This is a genomic window from Saccharospirillum impatiens DSM 12546, assembly GCF_000423605.1.
GTDB lineage: Bacteria > Pseudomonadota > Gammaproteobacteria > Pseudomonadales > Natronospirillaceae > Saccharospirillum > Saccharospirillum impatiens.
The window spans coordinates 13,294-33,063 of sequence record NZ_AUIH01000006.1; the positions used below are offsets into that span (position 1 = coordinate 13,294).

At 55.4% G+C, this 19,770-nt stretch carries 18 protein-coding genes; 5 read left to right on the forward strand and 13 right to left on the reverse strand.

Features of this window, described 5'->3' with window-relative positions:
• Positions 1 to 6: 6 nt before the first annotated feature.
• The 3 genes from betB to msrB all read right to left on the reverse strand — a co-directional run bounded on the left by betB (position 7) and on the right by msrB (position 2,816).
• Entirely contained in the window at positions 7 to 1,476 is a 1,470-nt protein-coding gene (betB, locus tag G565_RS0105650) for a betaine-aldehyde dehydrogenase (RefSeq protein ID WP_028670075.1), read from the reverse strand.
• Position 1,477: 1 nt separating this feature from the next.
• On the reverse strand, positions 1,478 to 2,089 hold the full coding sequence (betI, locus tag G565_RS23120; RefSeq protein ID WP_051207417.1) for a transcriptional regulator BetI: 612 nt from the start codon (positions 2,087 to 2,089) through the stop codon (positions 1,478 to 1,480).
• Positions 2,090 to 2,420: 331 nt separating this feature from the next.
• On the reverse strand, positions 2,421 to 2,816 hold the full coding sequence (gene msrB, locus G565_RS0105660; RefSeq protein ID WP_028670076.1) for a peptide-methionine (R)-S-oxide reductase MsrB: 396 nt from the start codon (positions 2,814 to 2,816) through the stop codon (positions 2,421 to 2,423).
• A 175-nt stretch (positions 2,817 to 2,991) separates the two neighbouring features.
• Here msrB and G565_RS0105665 point away from each other — a divergent pair, with 175 nt between their 5' ends.
• On the forward strand, positions 2,992 to 4,209 hold the full coding sequence (locus G565_RS0105665) for a pyridoxal phosphate-dependent aminotransferase (RefSeq protein WP_028670077.1): 1,218 nt from the start codon (positions 2,992 to 2,994) through the stop codon (positions 4,207 to 4,209).
• Positions 4,210 to 4,252: 43 nt separating this feature from the next.
• On the forward strand, positions 4,253 to 4,657 hold the full coding sequence (locus G565_RS0105670; protein ID WP_028670078.1) for a hypothetical protein: 405 nt from the start codon (positions 4,253 to 4,255) through the stop codon (positions 4,655 to 4,657).
• Between the two features lies 1 nt (position 4,658).
• Here the strand turns inward: G565_RS0105670 and G565_RS23125 are convergent, their stop codons facing one another.
• The 3 genes from G565_RS23125 to G565_RS23130 form a co-directional block, all read right to left on the reverse strand.
• Positions 4,659 to 5,921, reverse strand: a complete 1,263-nt coding sequence (locus G565_RS23125) for a DASH family cryptochrome (RefSeq protein WP_037337948.1) — start codon at positions 5,919 to 5,921, stop codon at positions 4,659 to 4,661.
• A 114-nt stretch (positions 5,922 to 6,035) separates the two neighbouring features.
• Entirely contained in the window at positions 6,036 to 6,431 is a 396-nt protein-coding gene (locus G565_RS0105680; protein WP_051207419.1) for a hypothetical protein, read from the reverse strand.
• A 141-nt stretch (positions 6,432 to 6,572) separates the two neighbouring features.
• Positions 6,573 to 7,883 (reverse strand): alpha/beta hydrolase family protein, encoded by a 1,311-nt coding sequence (locus G565_RS23130; protein WP_211227132.1) that lies wholly within the window; start codon positions 7,881 to 7,883, stop codon positions 6,573 to 6,575.
• A 338-nt stretch (positions 7,884 to 8,221) separates the two neighbouring features.
• Between G565_RS23130 and G565_RS0105690 the strand changes: the two genes are divergently transcribed.
• Positions 8,222 to 9,130: a DMT family transporter gene (locus G565_RS0105690; RefSeq protein ID WP_028670080.1), complete on the forward strand. Its 909-nt coding sequence runs from the start codon at positions 8,222 to 8,224 to the stop codon at positions 9,128 to 9,130.
• A gap of 103 nt (positions 9,131 to 9,233) precedes the next feature.
• Positions 9,234 to 11,087, forward strand: coding sequence for a sensor domain-containing diguanylate cyclase (locus G565_RS0105695; protein WP_028670081.1), 1,854 nt, complete (start codon positions 9,234 to 9,236; stop codon positions 11,085 to 11,087).
• 90 nt (positions 11,088 to 11,177) lie between these two features.
• Here the strand turns inward: G565_RS0105695 and G565_RS23135 are convergent, their stop codons facing one another.
• The 4 genes from G565_RS23135 to G565_RS23145 all read right to left on the reverse strand — a co-directional run bounded on the left by G565_RS23135 (position 11,178) and on the right by G565_RS23145 (position 15,848).
• Complete coding sequence (locus tag G565_RS23135) at positions 11,178 to 12,332, reverse strand: 4-phosphoerythronate dehydrogenase (protein ID WP_051207421.1); 1,155 nt, start codon at positions 12,330 to 12,332, stop codon at positions 11,178 to 11,180.
• Positions 12,333 to 13,676, reverse strand: coding sequence for an ATP-dependent RNA helicase RhlB (gene rhlB / locus G565_RS23140; RefSeq protein WP_425413967.1), 1,344 nt, complete (start codon positions 13,674 to 13,676; stop codon positions 12,333 to 12,335). It lies immediately after the preceding gene.
• A gap of 578 nt (positions 13,677 to 14,254) precedes the next feature.
• Entirely contained in the window at positions 14,255 to 15,142 is an 888-nt protein-coding gene (locus G565_RS0105710) for an NAD(P)-dependent oxidoreductase (RefSeq protein ID WP_028670082.1), read from the reverse strand.
• Positions 15,143 to 15,245: 103 nt separating this feature from the next.
• A complete protein-coding gene (locus G565_RS23145; protein WP_084649249.1) occupies positions 15,246 to 15,848 on the reverse strand; it encodes an elongation factor P hydroxylase in 603 nt (200 codons plus the stop codon).
• A gap of 154 nt (positions 15,849 to 16,002) precedes the next feature.
• Between G565_RS23145 and G565_RS0105720 the strand changes: the two genes are divergently transcribed.
• Positions 16,003 to 17,418, forward strand: a complete 1,416-nt coding sequence (locus tag G565_RS0105720; protein ID WP_028670083.1) for an MATE family efflux transporter — start codon at positions 16,003 to 16,005, stop codon at positions 17,416 to 17,418.
• Positions 17,419 to 17,425: 7 nt separating this feature from the next.
• Here the strand turns inward: G565_RS0105720 and tusA are convergent, their stop codons facing one another.
• The 3 genes from tusA to G565_RS0105735 all read right to left on the reverse strand — a co-directional run bounded on the left by tusA (position 17,426) and on the right by G565_RS0105735 (position 19,669).
• A complete protein-coding gene (gene tusA / locus G565_RS0105725; protein ID WP_028670084.1) occupies positions 17,426 to 17,668 on the reverse strand; it encodes a sulfurtransferase TusA in 243 nt (80 codons plus the stop codon).
• Between the two features lie 226 nt (positions 17,669 to 17,894).
• Complete coding sequence (locus G565_RS23150; protein WP_211227133.1) at positions 17,895 to 18,896, reverse strand: YheT family hydrolase; 1,002 nt, start codon at positions 18,894 to 18,896, stop codon at positions 17,895 to 17,897.
• 236 nt (positions 18,897 to 19,132) lie between these two features.
• Positions 19,133 to 19,669, reverse strand: a complete 537-nt coding sequence (locus G565_RS0105735) for a hypothetical protein (RefSeq protein ID WP_028670085.1) — start codon at positions 19,667 to 19,669, stop codon at positions 19,133 to 19,135.
• Positions 19,670 to 19,770 lie beyond the last annotated feature (101 nt).

Genomic DNA, 19,770 nt, shown 5'->3' on the forward strand with positions numbered 1-19,770 from the left:
TGCTGTTTAAAACGGTGACTCAACCGGACCCATACCCACGTAGACCGATTTGATCTGGGTGTAATGGTTCAACGTTGCCAAGCCATTTTCGCGGCCAATACCGGAATGCTTGTAGCCACCAACCGGCATCTCTGCCGGAGAATCACCGTAGGCATTGATCCAGCAGATACCAGCCTGCAATCGGCTGACGACCCGATGCGCACACTGAATATTGCTGGTAAAGACGCCGGCAGCCAGGCCGTAGTCAGTGTCATTGGCGCGCGCTATGACGTCGGCTTCGTCACTGAACTTCAGTACAGACATGACCGGTCCGAATATTTCATCTCGTACCTGAGGCATATCGTCTGTGCAATCGGCAAATACGGTGGGTTGCACAAAATACCCCTGTTCACAGCCCTGGGGATGAACAGCCTCGCCTCCGGTTATCAGCCGTGCACCTGCCTCGACACCCGCTTTAATGGCCGCCAGTACCTTGGCCTGATGATCGGCTGAAATCAGTGCACCCATATTGGTGTCGGGATGCATCGGGTCGCCAAACACCACATTGCGTTCGGTCCGGTCTTTGACCTGATCGAGAAAGGCATCGTAAATATCAGCATGAACAAATACCCGGGTACCGTTGGTGCACACTTCACCCTGAGTGTAAAAATTGGCCAGCAACGCGGCACCCACGGCATTGTCAAGATCGGCATCCGGGAAAATGATCAGTGGCGATTTGCCACCGAGCTCCATGGTCACACCCTTGAGGGTCGCGGCTGAATCGGCCATGACCTTTTTTCCGGTTCCGACTTCACCGGTAAAGGATACCTTGGCAATGTCCGGGTGGCCGGTCAGTGCCTGGCCAACCCGATGGTCACCCTGGACCACGTTAAACACCCCTGCAGGTACGCCCGCCTCTATAAAAATCTCAGCCAATTTGGCGGCACCCATGGGCGTTTCTTCCGAAGGCTTAAACACCATGGCATTACCGCAAGCCAGCGCTGGGGCTGCCTTCCAACAAGCAATCTGCAAGGGATAGTTCCAGGCGCCAATGCCGGCACACACACCCAACGGTTCGCGTCGGGTATAGAAAAAATCCCGCCCCAGATCATGATGTGTGCCTTCGACGGCTGAGGTCAAACCCGCGTAATACTCAATCGCATCAGCACCGGTAACCACATCGACCACACTGGCTTCCTGCCAGGGCTTGCCGGTATCGAGCACTTCCACCCGCGCCAGTTCATCATTGCGTTCACGCAACAACGCTACGGCCCGGTTGAGAATTCGGGTGCGTTCCATCGCCGTCATTGCCGACCAGGTAGCAAAGCCACGCTGTGCCGATTGCACGGCGGCATCAACCAGAGCAGCATCCGCCTGCTCAACCTGATACAGCACTTTTCCGGTAGCCGGATTGACCACAGGAAACGTTTCACCGGACTGGCTGGGGCAATAAACACCGTCGATAAAGGATTGCAACAAAGTGGTGGGGGCTGTCATATCAGGCAGACTCCTTTAACAGTTGAGGTTTGGACGGAATCGAGGCGATCATCTGGTTCACGTGATGACGACAGACAGCAATACACTGCTGCGCATCGATACCTTCCTGTGTAAGGGCACCGCGCAACCACAATCCATCGATCAAAGCCGCCAGCGACGTGGCGGCCAGGTACGGGTTGTTGTGGCCGAGCGCTCTGAAACTGGCTCTGAGGTTACTGTGCAGACGCGATTTATTGATCTGCTGTAATCGGGCAAAGGCCGGTTCATGCATGGCGCTGCTCCAGAACGCCAGCCAGGTTTTCGCCGAGAGGCTGTCGGTCTGGGTTTTGGAAAAATTGGTGGCAATGATGGCTGAAAGCCGATCCTGAGGCGTCGGGTTTTCTGGCAAACGGGTCAGCAAGTCGACTTTGAGTTGCTGTAACAACTCCAGCATGGTCGCTTCCAGCAGCCCCAGTTTGTTACCAAAATAATGCGCGATGATGCCGGCTGACACACCCGCCCGGCGAGCAATGCTCTGAACCGTTGTTGCGCTGTAACCCACCTCGCCGATCGACTCGAGCGTCGCATCGATCAGTTGCTTGCGCCTTATGGGCTCCATTCCGACTTTTGGCATAGCGTTTCACTCGTCCTGTCTCAATGAAAAGAGTCTCGATTGACCGGATGCCAGTTTACCACCAAATGACCAACAATCTTTTTTGATTGGTCGTTCAATATAAAACAAAGTAATGCATCGACCCCTAAAGTTCAAGGGCAACTTTGACAAAGTCTTTAACAAAACCTGACACAAATCGGCTGCAGGCAGGGACTAGGCTGGCTCGAACATCGTTTCGAGGTCGAAACAATTAGTGAGCTCGGGGAGAGTTTTCAGGCATGATCAACGGTGGGTTGGCGAATCCGGGTGCCTTTGCAGTCACCCGGACACAAGCAAGAGGCTTTTGGATAGCTCAGCCTTCTTCCAGATTCAGCGACGCCGAGTTAATGCAATAGCGTAATCCGGTCGGTGCCGGGCCATCCGGAAATACATGCCCTAAATGGGCTTCGCATTGGGCGCACAGCACTTCAATCCGGGTCATACCATGGGACCGGTCTTCACGCTCGATGATCGCCTCACGATTCAGGGATTCGTAAAAGCTTGGCCAACCGCAACCTGCATCGAATTTGGTATCAGAGCGAAACAGCTCGGAACCACAGCACACACAACGATAAAGCCCCTCGGTTGTGGTGTCCCAGTAGGCTCCTGAGAAAGGTCGTTCTGTGCCTGCGTGTCGTGTCACACGGTACTGTTCCGGCGTCAGTTCCGCACGCCACTGGTCATCGGTCTTCACAATTTTATCCGTCATGCGGGTCTCCCATAGGAAAGTGTTTGGCGTCGCCTTATACTCAGCGTAAGTAGACAGGCGATTAGCCCGTACCATCGGCATGAGCGGGTCCGGTGTTGACCCTAGCCCGGTGAAACCTGTTCATTGTATACCGGCCTTCATCCCGGTTTTGACCTCACGCATCCTCAGGAGTGCCATGAAAACGCTGCATAAATCTCACAAGCTGGCCAATGTGTTTTACGACATTCGCGGGCCCGTTCTCGACGAAGCGCGGCGTATGGAAGATGAAGGACACCGTATTCTAAAGCTCAACATCGGCAATCCCAAACCCTTCGGCTTTGATGCTCCGGACGAAATCATCACCGACGTCATCCGCAATTTACCGCAGGGTGAAGGGTACAGCGACTCCAAAGGTCTCTATTCCGCGCGCAAGGCGGTTATGCAATATTATCAGCAGCGCGACGTTCAGGGGGTCGAAATCGACGACATTTACCTGGGCAATGGCGTCAGCGAGTTGATACAGCTCGCCTGCATGGGGTTGCTCAACACCGACGATGAGGTGCTGGTACCGGCACCCGATTACCCGCTGTGGACCGGCGCCGTAACCCTGTCCGGCGGCAAGGCCGTGCACTACCACTGCGATGAGGGGGCCGACTGGTTTCCGGATCTGGACGATATTCGCAGCAAGATTACCGAGCGCACCAAGGCTATTGTCCTGATCAACCCGAACAACCCAACCGGTGCGGTATACTCGAAACAACTGCTGCTGGATGTCGTGGAGATAGCACGCCAACACAGTCTGGTCATTCTGGCTGATGAAATCTACGACAAGATTCTGTACGACGAGGTCGAACACCACTGCCTCGCCGCCCTGTCACAGGATGTATTAACACTGACCTTTAATGGTTTGTCCAAGTCATACCGGCTCGCCGGATTTCGGTCCGGCTGGCTGGTCGTCAGCGGTCCCAAGCACAAGGCACAAGACTTTATTGAAGGGCTGAACATGCTGGCCAGCATGCGCTTATGCGCCAACGTGCCAGCCCAGCATGCCATTCAAACTGCACTGGGCGGCTACCAGAGCATCAACGATCTGATCATTCCGGGTGGTCGCATGCGTGATCAGCGGGATCTGTGTTATGAGCGCATCGATGCTATTCCCGGCCTCAGTTGCGTGCAACCCAAGGGCGCGCTCTATATGTTTGTCAAAATGGACAAACAAAAGTTTAAGCTGACCGACGACGAAAGACTGGTGTTGGACCTGGTGCGCCAGGAGAAAATGCTAGTGGTACACGGCCGGGGCTTTAACTGGCCGGATGTCGATCACTTCCGACTGGTGTTCTTGCCACCCCGGGAAGTATTGAACGATGCAATGAACCGGCTTGAACGCTTTTTCAGCCACTATACGCAGGCCTGACGGGTACGTTCAGGCTACCTTGATTTGAGCCAGAGGAAATCCGATGCTGGATATTCACATCACGGAATTCTACAACGACATGGCGCGCATTCTCGTCACGCTTTACCGGCATTTCCCGCGCCAGGTGTCGGTCTATATCGAAGACATCAGTGGCCCTGATACGCCCGATGAATATGGCTTACACAGCGACCGCCACATGGCTTGCTTCAACGCGGTATTGTGGCTGACCGACGAAGGCCTGATGCGCTACAGCGACCATGAACGATCCCTTGCGGTAAACCACTGTGTACTCACACTCGATGGCTTTCGCCTGCTCAGTCACATCGATCCGGTCGTGGGCGGCGTCTCGCGCATCGACGAGTTGAGGCTGGCCCTGCAAGAGGGTTCATCCGACATGACCGAGGAAGTGTTACGCCAGGTGTTGATGGCGCACCGGCCGAACCGATGATTCAGGGCTGGCCAAGCCAGCGCTGGCAATAGGCTCCTTCTGGGTCAAACTGGCTAAGTTGCTTGTCGAGTTTAAACACCCTGCCACCTCTTGGGTCAGCACCAACACCGGCGATGTATTGCCAGTTGCCATAGTTGCTGGCCACGTCGTAGTCCACCAGGAAATGCTCAAACCAGGCCGCTCCTATCCGCCAGTCGAACTGTCCGTCATAAACGCAGGCGCTGGCCAGTATTTGTCGCATCCGGTTCGACAGGTATCCGGTGTTTTCCAATTGCGCCCGGCCAGCGCGCACCAGAATGTGCGTGGTCGGATCAACTAGCCAACGCTTAAAGTCAGATACACCAATAAGGGAAACAGGCTGGCCGGGATGTTCTGGAGAATTGAACAACAGAGAGCCTCTATATCGGCTGTACCACTGAAAATACTCGCGCCAGAGCAGCTCAAAATACAGCCAGTAAGTAGACTCGTTGCGGGTAACATCCCACTCGAATTGGCCAATTTGCGCAACGACCCGTCGAGCCGACAAGGCGCCACTGGCTAGCCAGGGAGACAGTTTGCTGGAAGCGGACCAATCGTCCAGCGCATTACGGGTTTCCTTGTACGTCAGGATAGACCGGTCTTCCCAGAGGTATCCGGCCAGATGCTTCACGCCACACGCCTCGCCACCGACAAAGCGTGATGCCATGCTGCCAGAAAACGGACGCTGAAGCCGTTGATCAAGACTCAGATCAGGTGCTGGCGCAGGCAATGAAGCGGGTATCATCAAGGGGTTCACCGGGCCAGGCCCGGATTTTTCAATCGCGCGCCTGAACGCCGAAAAGGTGGTTGGCAAGGCTTCCAGTTCAAAGGGTAAGTCTGCTTCGTCAAACAGGGTCAGCGTTTCGACCAGGTCACATTGAACATCTGGCAATGAGGCAGTGATCAGTTGCCACTGTCGGCTTTCATCCACAGCGGTGGGGCGACTGGCGACAACACGCTCGGCACCAAGGGCTCTGACCACCTCTGGGATGCCATCCTCTGGTGTTTGCCAGCGAACAATCAGACGCTGACCCAACGCTTGCAAAGACGCTTCCAGGGCCATCAGACTCTGCCAAGTGAACGCCCAGCGATGCGGCCCCATCGGCGACCAGCCATATGAGCCGGGCTCAAACCATCGCGGGTCGATTATAAACACACACGCCAGAGTCGACGCTTTCGAGGCCTCATACAACGCCGGATTGTCGTCCAGACGCAGATCGCGCGTCAGCCAATAGACGGTTGTCATGCCAGTTTTTTCCTAACCTGCTATTCAACTAGTACGAAAGCGATCGCCATTAGGATGGATACTGGACTAAGGAGGCTCTGATACTAACAACAAGCCCTCTCTGGCTTGTGACTGTTAGGAGCTATGTTTCTGGTACAAATCATCTATTGAATAGTCAAACAACTGCTTCACGTAGGTCTTCGCCTCTGCAATGGAGACTTCATCAACGGTAACACTGGCTGATCTGCGGCCGAAGATGCCCAGAAACCCTTTGTTGGCCATGATACTGAGATCCAAAAAACCTTTACCAGGCTCTGTGGGTACCAGCTGCAAGCTGGCCCGGGCATCATTGTCGCCCGTGCGCAAGAAGAACAAGCCACCGCCTTCCCCCAGTTCCTCGGTGAGCGCCACTTCTGACGACCAGGGGTACTGCTCGATTATTTCCCTGGCTTCACTGTAGCCCCTGACTACCTGCCGATGCTCAACAAGTTCCGGGCCTTCAATCCGATGCGTATAAAATACTTCAATCACGTTCAATCCCTGTGTTATGGGTTTTTCGAACCCTTGCTATGAACCTTTCCCTAAGATTCCAAAAACTGACAGTGGTCCACGCGAAAGCTCGGTCAACGATCACGCCCGAACCACTGTACGACTCTTCAGGGATGCGCAGTTTTATTTCAATTCAGACTTGAATTCAAGCCCAACCGCATCTCGCTCATCAAACCCTTCCCAGGTGGTGCCTGCTTCATCGTCACTGTCTTGTGCCAGCGGGATCAAATCCAGATAGGCGGCGCGATCTTCTCCTTTCAGATACTGCTCAAAGAACGCCGTCGCAAAATGCTGGGCAATGTTGTTCATTCGGGTATTGTCCCAGACCGCATCGGCATAGTGATCAAACCCTTCTCCGGTCTCATACACTTCCTGGGGTGCTGATACGGGCGCCGCGGCGTTGTGATTGGCGTTCTGAAAAGTAAGCAGATATTTGTCGATGCCTGACAAACCCTGGTATAGCGGCTCTATCCCGCCCTGATAGTTAGACACATCATCGACACTGCCACCGATCACCATCACCGGCACGTCAATATTGGCCAAACCAGCCGCATCCCACATGCCCGCCTGGTTACCCCAGGGGCCAATCGCAATCACCGCCTTGAAACGTTCGTCGACCGTGGCCTGATAACCCGCATCACTCAACTGACGCTGGCTTAACAAACCCATCTGAGTGGCGCTTCCGAAAGGCAGCGTGGTTACTCCGTCACTCAAACCGCCGCCAACGGTATTGATGGCACCATACCCCCCCATTGAATAGCCGATGATGCCTGCTTTATCGGTATCAATAAGCCCCCCAAAAAGGTGGGTATTGTCATCACGCAATCGCGCCATTTCACCAAGCACAAAGTTCTGGTCGAGGGACCGGTTTAGCAAGGTACTGGCAAACACTGACTGATCTGAATAAGTACTCTCCATGTGATCAATGGACACGACCACAAACCCTTTGGAAGACAGATTCTCGCCAAAGTGCGACATCAGGTAACGATTACCGGGGAAACCGTGTGAAAGCAGAATCAAAGGGAAGGGCCCATCAGCATACAGTGGGGTTGCGTCCCGGGCTGCTTGCCCGCGCAGCGTCGCGATGGTTTCTCCATCGCGTGTAACGGCCTGTGACGTACGATCAGCGGTGTCGTCACTGACCGCCTCAGCCGGGTACCAGATTTCCAGAGTCAACGAACGATCATAGGTGGGCACGCCCGATTCCGATGCACTGGCCAGGTCCGTTTGGTCTTCATTGACCACGGTGAGTGTGGTAATTCCGGTCTCATAGTCACCGAGCGCCGCCAGTTCAGGCGCATCCCCGCGAACGACATCGGTGGCATTGATGCGCGGTTCAAAGTTCATGGGCGCGCTGTCGCCATCAGAACTCGTTGTATTGCAGCCAGCGAGCACCAGAGACAGGACAGCAAATGGAAGCACTAATTTCTTCATGTTTTTCCCTTTTGTTTGGTTTTGTTCTTATTGGAGCCAGAAAACTAGATAACGTTTTCATTCAATACAATATTTACGGTCTATTTGTGCTGTATTCGAACTAATTGGAAGAATAAATCCGATATATTACAAAAATATGAGAGAAAACGTTTTCAGAGAGCAATCGCCCTCTTTAGGCAAAATGAACAAAAAGGAATGCACCCTGGAAATCAAGGTTCTCTGCGACCTGAACGGATATCCGCCATTACCCCCCCCCCTTTTTGGCAGATTTCCATTATCATCACCTTCTTTCATTCATCATCGAACACTGTGTCAGCCTCGAACAACAGGGAAACTGAATGGCCTCATACACTGCTCACGGTCTCTGGTTAAAAGCTACGCCCGTCCTTTTTGTGCTGCTCTGGAGTACTGGTTTCATTGGCGCAAAATTCGGCCTTCCGTATGCCGAACCCTATACCTTCCTGTTCGTACGTTTCATTGGCGTTCTGGCGGTCTTGTTTGTCCTGATCCAGTTTCTCAATGAACGCTGGCCCAAAGCGCCTATGCTGTGGTTGCACATTGGCATTGTCGGTATGCTGGTTCACGGGCTCTATCTGGGCGCCGTATTTACCGCCATAAGCCTGGACATGCCAGCCGGGGTAACGGCCCTGATCGTCGGTTTGCAGCCTCTGGTAACGGCTATTCTTGCTCGTTTCTGGTTAGGCGAGACCATTAACCGACAACAGTGGCTCGGCATTCTGCTGGGACTGGTTGGCATCGCTCTTGTGCTGTCCGAACAGCTGGATATGAACAACCCCACTCACCTGTTTGCCGGTTTTGGCTGGATCGCTGTCGCCAGCGCGTTTTCTGCACTGCTGGGCATCTCCGTTGGCACCCTCTACCAGAAGCGTTATTGCACCGGTATGCCCCTGGTAACGGGCACGTTCATCCAGTATCTGGGTGCCAGCCTGATACTCGGCCTCGGTGCCTGGTTATTCGAGACACGCACCATCAACTGGACGCCAACCTTCACTCTGGCACTGCTCTGGTTGATTTTTGGCCTGTCGATTGCGGCCATTCTCTTGCTGATGACCCTGATACGCCGGGGAGCTGCATCCCGGGTCGCCAGCCTGTTCTACCTGGTCCCTCCGGTCGTAGCCATAGAGGCCTGGGTTCTGTTTGACGAGCAACTCGGGCCGTTGGCCCTGGTTGGTATCGCGGTTGCTGTAGTCGGTGTGGCCCTGGCGGTGAAAAAACCCACTCAATAACGTGCTTTCTTTCTTACGCGAACTGAAAAGGACCGTTATACTCGCTCGAACAGAGTTTCAATGGTCACTCGACAGGGAATTGACTTCTCAACTGGGAGGTGGAATGCGCCGTAAAAGCCGTCGGCAGGGCTGGTGCCTTGCCATTTTTACAACCGCGCTGGTTTGGGTTTTTGCTTCATTGCTTAACACCGCTTATGCCGTTGTTCTGTCCGCCAACCAGCTACCTGACGACTTGACCGGTTCGGCAGAGCTGTTGCAAGAACCCCCTGATACCCAAGCATGGGGCCTCAATACCGTCCTCAGAAAACCCAATGCAGACTGGACACCTATTAGCGACTCTGTCCTCAACTTCAGTTTCGACCCTTCGGCCTACTGGGTCCGCTTCACCCTTCACAACCCGACTGACACCAACATCCGGTTAATACTGGATGTCGCCCAACCCCTGCAGGATTACATTGATGCCTGGCTGCTTGATGGCAACAAATCAACCGTTCAATCCTGGCAAACAGGCGACCGCCGCCCTGCGTCTGACCGACCCTTTCTCTATCGGGCATTTGCTTTTCCGATCAGCATTGCACCAGACCAGCAGATTCAGTTTATAGCCCGGTTCGACAGCCACGATGGTCTCTACGATGCCCTCCCCTTGGCACTGATGAGTCAGGGCTCGTTTTTCATGCAAAAAGACCGGGAAGCGCTTTGGTTTGGCTTCTACTACGGTGCAATAACGATCCTGCTGTTGTATAACCTGTTTGTCGGGATCGCGACACGTGAACGTGATTTCCTGTTGTACAGCCTGTATCTGAGTTGTTTTCTGCTCTGGAATCTGGCGTTTCGCGGCTATCTTGCATTGGGGCCACTGGCCAACGCCCCGATTCTGAACAACATCGCGACCGCCTTTTTTGGTGGCAGCATTTTTATCACGCTGATTATTTTTACGCGTCGCTTCCTGGCATTGAACACCCGCATGCCTCGCACCAGCCGATGTCTACTGTTCCTTGCCATGGCCATGCTCATCCCCGTTGTTTTGTCGACGCTGGATTACTACGCCTTTGCATTCCAGCTCATCATCCCGGCTGCGATGATCACCATGCTCACCGTACTGGCGGTCGCGATCTACTTGTCATGGCAAGGGCTCCGAACCGCGCGCATTTACTTGCTGGCCTGGGTATTGTTGATTGCTTCAGCCTTCGCGTACTACGGACGTGTACTTTCCCTGGTACCCTCGACCTGGCTGACTGAAAACGCCCTGAATATCGGCTCGCTGATCGAACTGCTGGTACTGTCCCTGGCCATGGCAGACCGTATCCGATCACTGAAACTGGAGAGGATTGAAAACCAGTCCTACCTGTTCGAGCGGGAACGGGGAATGAACCAGGAACTCAAGGAACAAGTGGCGATCAAGACCCGGGAGTTGAAGCAACTGGCCAATCGTTTCGAACAGGACTCTATTACCGATGCACTGACGGGGCTGAAAAATCGACGAACGTTTGAGTCAACACTGGAACAATCGGTTCGCAGTAAAGACCGGGATAACCCCTGGCTTTGCCTCGCCTTGATCGACCTGGACTATTTTAAGAACTTTAACGATCAATTCGGGCACCCGGCCGGTGACGTCTTGCTAACGCAACTGGGTCAATTGCTACAACGCACGTTTCAGCGCAGCGATGATCATGTATTCCGTATTGGTGGTGAGGAATTTGGAGTCGTGTTTCGAACGGAATCAAGCACAGCAATCAAACAGATGCTGCACCAGTTCCAGGCAGCATTGACGGTCATTTCGTCAACAACCGACACCACCCCGATCACCGCCTCCATCGGAGTGGCTTGCGTACTCAATGGCAGTGACGTCACACCCGACAATCTCTATGTCCGGGCCGACGAGCTGCTTTATCAATGCAAGGAAAAGGGTCGTAACCAGTTTCTCATTGAGCGCATCGACACCCCGGCTGATCAATAGCTTGGTTTAAGGCAGTTCGGCTGAGAATGGTCAACTTATTGGTTTCCGCCACGAGGAGCCGAGCCGATACGCTGAACACCAGCGTCTCATTCATTGCTCTATCGCAAAACCCAACTTACTCAGCCAGGCTCGCGCGCCTTCGGGCACATTGATCACATGGGCGGCCGCCAGCTCCCGACGCTTGGGGTAATGTTTGCGCAGGCTGTCAAAGGTATCCGGCGGGACAGTCCCGCTATCCAGGGCATACCGCATCGCCACCGTGTCGCGTGCCGGGTCATGTAAAGCCTGGATCAATTCGCTGCCAAGGTATTCAGGCGTGTCCGTGTCGAAAAAGAAAGCGTCGAGCCTGGGGCCTTCGGGTAAATCCGGACCGTTGGGGAGAGGTTTTTCTGACCATTGATGCACGGCTTCAGCGAGCATGCGGGTGCCTGCCCACTTGCCTTCCTGGCTGTACCCGGCTACATGAGGACTCGCCTGGTAAACCGCATTAAGCAGAGTTTCACCGACCCGGGGTTCATCTGGCCAAACGTCGAGTACGGCGTTTATAGAGCGGGCATCGAGGGCTTCCTGCAGGGGTGCCTCTTGTATGACCGGGCCTCGACCGGCGTTGATCAGCCAGGCTCCCGGCTTTAGCCAGCCAAGCTGTTCTGAGCCGATCATCCCTTCCGTGGCGTATTTGCCGCCCCGGGTCAGGGGCGCATGCATGCAGACGATGTCGCTGGCTTGCAACAGGGTGGGTAAATCAACATAGCCACCCTGACCGCTCTGTGCGGCTTTGGGTGGGTCACACACCAGCGTGCGGACGCCCAGGGCTTGCAGCCGTTCGACCAGTTTCCCGCCGACATTGCCAGCACCCAGAACGCCAATGGTCTGTTGCCACCAGGGCAATTCCAGATCCAGATGCAAGCGGGCAAATACCGACAGTACCCAATCTACTACCGATTGAGCGTTGCAGCCGGGCGCATGATGAAAGGCAATACCGTGCTGTTCAAGCCAGGCCAGATCAATGTGGTCAGTGCCGATGGTAGCACTGCCCACAAATCGCACCGGCGTACCTTCCAGCAGCTGCGCGTCTACCCGGGTAACGGAGCGCACCAGCAGTACATCAGCGTTCATCAGATCAGATCGGGAGAGGGAGCGACCCGGCAAGCGAGTCAGGGAAGTCGCAAGCCCTGAGAACCAGGGCTCGACATGGGGCATGTTCTCGTCAGCGACGATGCGCAGCCCCGGTGGTGCCGTTGTCATTTACTGGGCACCGTCTTTACGGTTGCCCCGGTCGTCGTCCGCTTCAACCGGGTCGGCATCGGCCTGTTCTGCTTGCACGGTGACGTCGGCTTCGACAATCACTTCAGCTGCTTCTGCCTGATCTGCACGGGCTGTTTGCTTCTGCTCAGCGTCATTTTCCTGCGCAGCAGCATCGTCTTTGGCTTGCTCAGCGTCTTCGTCAGCTTTCGACAACGGCGTCGTCTCGCCGATTTCAGCCAACCACTCGACCGGTGGTTGTTCCAGCTCAATCTTGCGCTTGATGTAATCTTCAATCGCCGGGATCTGGAAAGAGTCGTCTTCGCAGGCAAAGCTGATAGAGACGCCTTTGGCGCCAGCACGACCGGTACGGCCAATGCGGTGCACGTAATCTTCGGCATCTTCCGGCAGCGTGTAATTCACAACGTGCGAGACGCCTTCTACATGAATGCCCCGGCCCGCAACGTCGGTCGCAACCAGAACCGGCACCTTGCCTTCTTTAAAGTTGTCAAGCGTACGGATGCGCTTGGCCTGAGGCACTTCGCCCGACAACACTTCGCACTGAATGCCGTCTTTGCCAAGGCGCTCGCTCAGGTCCCGAACGATGTCACGCCGATTGGCGAACACCATGACACGGTCAGCATTCGGCTGACGCAACACATGGCGCAGCAGCGGGTATTTCTCAGCAGTGGTCACCAGATAGACGTGTTGTTCAACGTCTTCGGCGGTTTTCACGGTCGGCTCTACTTCCACCCGCACCGGCTCACGCGTCCAGCGTTCAGCCAGATTGAGAATATCGTAGGAGAAGGTAGCCGAGAACAGCAGGGTCTGGCGCTCTTCGGTTTTCGGTGTCGCCCGGACAATGGTTTTGATGTCCGGAATGAAGCCCATGTCGAGCATGCGGTCGGCTTCGTCGATGACCAGTGTCTCGACCTGATCAAGAAACACCTGCTTGCGATTCATAAAGTCGATCAGACGGCCCGGTGTCGCCACCAGAATGTCGAGTCGGCTTTCTTCCAGTTGTTTGCGCTGCTTGTCCATATCCATGCCGCCAACCAACGCGGCCACTTTCAGGCGGCTGTGTTTGGTCAGGGCTTTGGCGTCTTCAGCAATTTGCAGGGCCAGCTCACGCGTTGGTGCGAGAATCAGGGCACGGGGTTCACCGGCGTATTGTTCCGGCAACCGGTGTTCCATCAGATCGGTAATGACCGTAATCAGGAAGGCGGCGGTTTTACCCGTGCCCGTCTGTGCCTTACCGATGCAGTCGTGACCCGCCAGCGTATAAGGCAGGGTCATCGCCTGGATGGGACTGCAGTACTGATAGCTCATTTCGTGGATGGCGCGCATCAGAGCAATCGGCAAAAACAGATCGTGAAAACGAACTTTGCCGGGTTCTTCGGGTACTTTGAATTGAGAGATGTGCCAACGGGGTTTACGAGGTTTTCTAGCTTGACTTGTCACAGATTCACACAGACCAATATAGTTGGAGGCACTCGGCGATTCACCGGCCGGGTACCTGTTGGTTTTACGGCAACTGACCCGTCCGTCCTGTCAGGATCGGCAATATGGATCGTTACCCTTCGTTGTCCGAAGGCCACCTGGTTCTAGCATTTCAGAGGTGGCAGGCTTCGGCGGTAATGCCTTACTAAAGAACACAGCAAGGGCCTGGGGCACGCTGGCTGTTAACGCACTTGCACTCGTTTTCAGGGCTTGTAACCGTGTGTGGTGCCGGGCTTCAGGAGCCAGTCAATCACCGCACACGTCACTGGGGCTGGGCCCGTGGCACCTATATTAACAAGAGTGCCACACCCGCGGCTGCGCAAGCGGTGCCGATTGTAGCGCACTTTTTATGCACTCTCGACCTTTTCAGCGCCTTCGGCCCATTTCGGCGCAGCCACTGGTTCTGCGCCAGAGCGCGTCGCTGATTAGCCCGACCAGCCGGGAGCGAGGCGGCGAATCAACACTGAAGTGTCACAGCGGTTTAACCCGGCATCCTGCAATTGGCGGTAGTAACCATTAACTTCGGTCGCAACAGGCAGCTCCAGGCCAAGCCTCCCGGCTTCAGCCAATGCGTAGTCCAGATCCTTGCGCATCCAGTCGATGGCGAAGCCAAAATTGAATTCATCGTTTGCCATGGTGATGGCCCGATTATCCAACTGCCAGCTTTGGGCTGCTCCACCCCCCAGCACTTGTTGGACGTCTTCAACGCTCAGTCCCGCCGCTTTGGCCAGGCTGACGCCCTCGGCCAGACCTTGCAGTATGCCGGCAATGCACACCTGATTAACCATTTTGCACAATTGCCCACTGCCCGCTGCCCCCAGAAGGCGCGCCTGCTTTCCAGTCGCCGCAAACAGAGGCCGTGCGCGCTCAAAAGCGTCAGAATCACCACCGCACATGATACTCAGCTGACCATTCTCCGCCCCCGCCTGCCCCCCGGAAACCGGCGCATCAAGGAAACTCAGCCCGGCTTTTCGGCACTCGTCATCCAACTCACGGGCCAAGTCGGCCGACGTTGTGGTGTGGTCGATAATCAGCGTCCCGGGGCGAGCATTGGCGATAACCCCATCTTCCCCCAGCAACAGGGAGCGGACGTCGTCGTCATTACCAACACACACCAGAATGGCATCAGCCTCGCTGGCAGCACTGGCCGGTGTCTCTACGAGGCGTCCACCATATGCATCGACCCACAGCCGGGCTTTGCTGGCTGTTCGGTTATAAACACTGACCTCAAAGCCGGCCTGTTGCAGATGCCCGGCCATAGGGAAGCCCATAACCCCCAAGCCTAAAAAACTGACGCGTTGAATCGAAGCCATGTGCTATTTCCTCACCGGTATGTTCAGACGGGTCCGACAATAAGCGACTTTTTGCACCGTCGTCCAGTCATAGATTGGGATGACATGCTCTGGGGGCAACCCATCAGTCTGGCAGGTCAGCGAAACAGATGGCCTTGGGACTGGCATTCCCGAAATGGCGGCACAGCAAGCCAACGGCCTGACCTGCCCGGGCAGGCAAACCTTCCAACAGGTAATGTATTGCTTGCTTTTGAACGGCCTCGCGAAAAGGCTGATTGTCGGTTGGGGTGCCATTGAGGTTATCGGTGCTGGTACGAAACGATCGCCCCGACACCTCGGCAAACCACCACTCTATCGCCTGAGGCTTAACTTCGACTTGCTCGAACGCAGCCTGCTGAGCGGCATCGCGACCATCCGGGCAATACCAGTAACCGTAATCTTCAAGCAACCGCCGGTCGGCGCCAGCCAGGCACCAGTGTGCCAGTTCATGCAAGGCGCTGTTGAAATAGCCATGGGCAAATACAATCTGATGCAACGCACTGTTTTGCGTCGCGGGCAAATAGACCGGCTCACCCGCCCCGGCGACCAGGGTGGTCCGCCAGCGCTGCTCAAGCCAGGGGTTCAGACAATCGAGCAACCCCTCCACACCGGCTTCCCAGCGGGTAACGGGCAAGTCAGCCCCTTTTAATGGCTGATCAGTATGGATTAAGGCATGTGATGTCTGCATGGGTTGGCCTTCGAATCGTTCGACGGGCAGTTTACGGTTTGGGAACCACGACGCAAGCCGGGCCCGTTCGATTCAGGGATCCATGGCGAAACGCCCCAAAAGTGAGCATACTATCGCGCCTCTTTAACAGCGCACCTCTTTCAAGGATTCTGCAGTGGACCAAAGTCATCAACCAAAGCCCATTCGACAGGCCAGCCTGATAGGACGCACGCTGAGCGAATGGAAGACACTGGCTCTGCTGGGCGGGCCAATCCTGGTCGCACAATTGGCACAGATGGCAAACGGGGTCATTGACACCATCATGGCTGGCCACGCCAGTGCTGAAGACCTGTCGGGCGTGGCCATTGGCACCAGCCTCTGGGTGCCGCTGTTCCTGTTTTTCATGGGTGCCCTGAGCGCACTGCAACCGATCATTTCCGGCTATAGGGGGAGCAATACCCTTAACCGAGTCATGCCGATTACCTGGCAAGGCCTGTACATTGCGGTCGCCGCCGCCGCCCTGATCATTCTGTTTCTGGTCAATGTCCGGCCCATTCTGAATGCTCTGCAACTGGAGGCCAACACGGCGCGAATCACCCAGGGTTACTTGTCTGCTTTCGCCTGGGGCATACCCGCTATTCTGGTATTTGCTGCATTACGCGGCCTGACTGACGGCCTGGGCCATACCAAGGCTTTCATGGCCTTCTCCCTACTCGGAACGGGACTGAACTTGCCGCTCAACTACATTCTGATCTACGGCAAACTCGGCATGCCCGAACTGGGTGGTATCGGCTGTGGCTGGGCGACAGCCATCTCCAACTGGGTTGCCGTCACCGGCTTCATCATATACCTCAATCGTAGCCGCCATTACAGCCGTTTCCACCTGATCGACGACTGGGTCAAGCCTCACTGGGCTGACATCAAATACGTGCTGACATTGGGCGTCCCGATTGGTTTCACGATATTCATCGAAGCCAGCGTTTTCTCTGTCATCGCGCTGTTTCTGGCACCGCTGGGGCCCGTTGTGGTCGCAGGCCACCAAATTGCACTGAATGTTGTGTCGCTGGTGTTTATGGTGCCGCTGAGCCTTGGCATGGCCCTGACCTTGCGCATCAGCTTTCTGATTGGCGCCAAAGCAACAGACGCCGCCCGACTGAACGCGCGCAGCTCACTCGTTCTGGTGATGGCGATCGCCGCCGTATATGCAACCCTGTTCTTTCTCGGCTCTGGCCTGATCGCCCGACTTTACACCAGTGACCCTGAGGTACAGGCCGTGGCCGGGCTGTTACTGGCCTACGCCGCCATTTTTCAGATTGCCGACGTCATGCAGGTTACCTGCATCAGCGCCTTGCGCGGTTACCGTGACACTCGCATACCGATGTACATCATGATGCTGTCGTTTTGGGCCATCTGCCTGCCACTGGGCTATGTGCTGACGTTTACCGACTGGATCGCCCCTGCCATGGGCGCGGCCGGCTTCTGGATCGGCCTGATCGCGGGTCTGACCAGTGCTGCCTTCCTGCTGGTGATTCGGCTGTTCTGGTTCAGCCGCCAGCCACTGGCGAATCTGGATGCACCGGTCACCGTTTGAAAAGCGCTCAACGCCCGGCTTTCTGAACCCAGTACCGGTACTCGTCGTCCAGCTTGGAGTGCTGGACGAGGATGTGCTTGAGAAACTCACAAAACTGGGGAATATCACGCTCGGTGGCAGGGTCGGTGGCGACCACGCACACCACTTCATCCATGGCCATCTTCCGAATCTGGCGATGCAACATCATCACCGGTTCCGGGCATCTTAATCCGCGCGTATCCAGCAAATGATCAAATTCCGGGTCTGTCATTGGGACTCCTGGTTTGCGACTGTGGCTCTGCTACGGTTTTTTAGACTACCGTGGCGTGAGGTAGGTGACATTGGGTATGGTCAATCGGGGTCGTCGTGAATCCGTCCGTGGAGACTAGGCCCCATGGATGGGTTGAGTGGGCTGCATTCCGCCCGACCCTGGATAGGCCTACCCGGTGGCCAGCAGGTTCTAGATGCTATCAGCTAAACCCAGCCGAAGAACTGGATTATAAAACCGGGACACCGGTTTTATAATCCACCGTTTCCAGGCAACTTCGGGCAAAGGCCAGTGCGCGGAACTCAGACCAGAGGGTTTGGTTAAGACGCCAGCGCATGAAGCCGACATGGCCCCCGCGCAATGGCGTTTCCAGCAGTAAGTTGGACGACGCATTGCTGGGTCTGCGGTAGCAGGGGCTGGCGAGAAAAGGGTCATCAAGCGCATTCACGACCAGAGTGGGACGACGCAGCCGGCCCAGGACTTTAACGCTGGAGCAACTGTGCCAATAGTCTTCAGCGTCGCGATAACCATGCAAAGGGCCGGTGTAGCGGTCGTCGAACTGTTTGAAATTTCGGATCTCGTCGTAACCTTCCAGGCTGACGGTATCGGGAAAGCGTTCGGCTTTATCGGCGATTTTCACTTTCAGATCGCGCAGAAAACGTCGCATGTAAATTCGCTGGGCTGGCCGGGCCAGAGCATGGGCGCACGCCTCAAGGTCCAGGGGCACACTGAAGGTGGCGCCGCCGACGACAGCCTCGGGCAAATCCGGTTCGGCCAGGGTTAATACCGTCTGATTCCCCCCCATGCTGAAACCGACTAGAAAAATGCGCTCTACGCCCTGGTGCACGGCATGGTTAATGACGGCTTTTAGGTCAGCAATGGCGCCGCTGTGATAGAACCGCGGCAAACGATTCATGTCGCCGCTGCAACCGCGAAAATTCCAGGCGATGACACCCCAGCCCGCGTCATGAAAATGGCGCGCCATGCCCTGTACATAAGGCCGGTGGCTACTGCCTTCGAGTCCGTGACTGATGATGACCAGCGGGGCCTTGGCCGTTTCGGCCGGCAATTCATCAAGATCCAGGAAATCGCCATCGTCCAGTTCCAGGCGATAACGCTGGTAAGGTACAGAGACCTGACGGAAAACCGACGGTACGATGGATTGCAGATGACCGTTGGCCATACCCCACCCGGCAACATAGGGGGGGAATTCAAGATCGTTGTGAGTCACGGCAGGCTGCCTCGGCCATAGCTGGCGAAGTGAGCGCGGCATTCTACTGAATCATGACAGCCAGTGCGACCCCGATTCACCCGCCCTGTGCGCATTCCCGACCTGACACTGAAGCCTGAGTACAGGCCGCTTAACTCGTTGCCTTCAGTAGCATATACCCCAGCAACAATGTGATAGCGATGAAAAAACCGGTGTAACGCACTTGCTGGCATCGCTTACAGGGTTTTTTAGCCATATCAGGCAGCCCGGCGCGGCATATAGCGGGTACTCAGAGCGTCAAAGAAGCTCTCACGCAATTGCGCGATCTCACGTTTGACTTCATCCAGTGTATGCAACTCCTCGCCACTGAACTGATGCTTTTCGGCATGCACCTGTCGCCGCAAATTGACAATTTTGGCGCCGTAAATGCGCAGGGCGCGCTCGAGTTTTTTCTCGCCCAACAGCAACAGTGTGCTTTCAGCCTCGGTAAGGTCGTGAAACACGGTCACCAGCTCCTGCCCTACCCGGGTCAATTCATCGCGACGGCTTTTTGGCCATTGCTGACCATAGCGGGCAAACTCGGTCGCCAGTGAGAGATATTGCTGATAAACATGATGAACGCGACCCACATTGTTGGCCACTTGCTCCATCAGCTCCCGACGCTTGCGCAAATCTTCAACCACTTTCTGGTCCAGCGACGTGTGACGGCGCAGATACCACCAGAAGAAAAGACCACTGACCAGCATGCCGGCTGCGACTTTGACACCAGCATCGACCATTTCCAATGTGACCATGGGGTACCTCGTTATTTTTTTGACGGTTATCTTGCATTAGTCTCAAATTAGCAAGTTTCGTACCTAAACCAAAAACCTCATTGCAAAGGCGTTTAAACCCC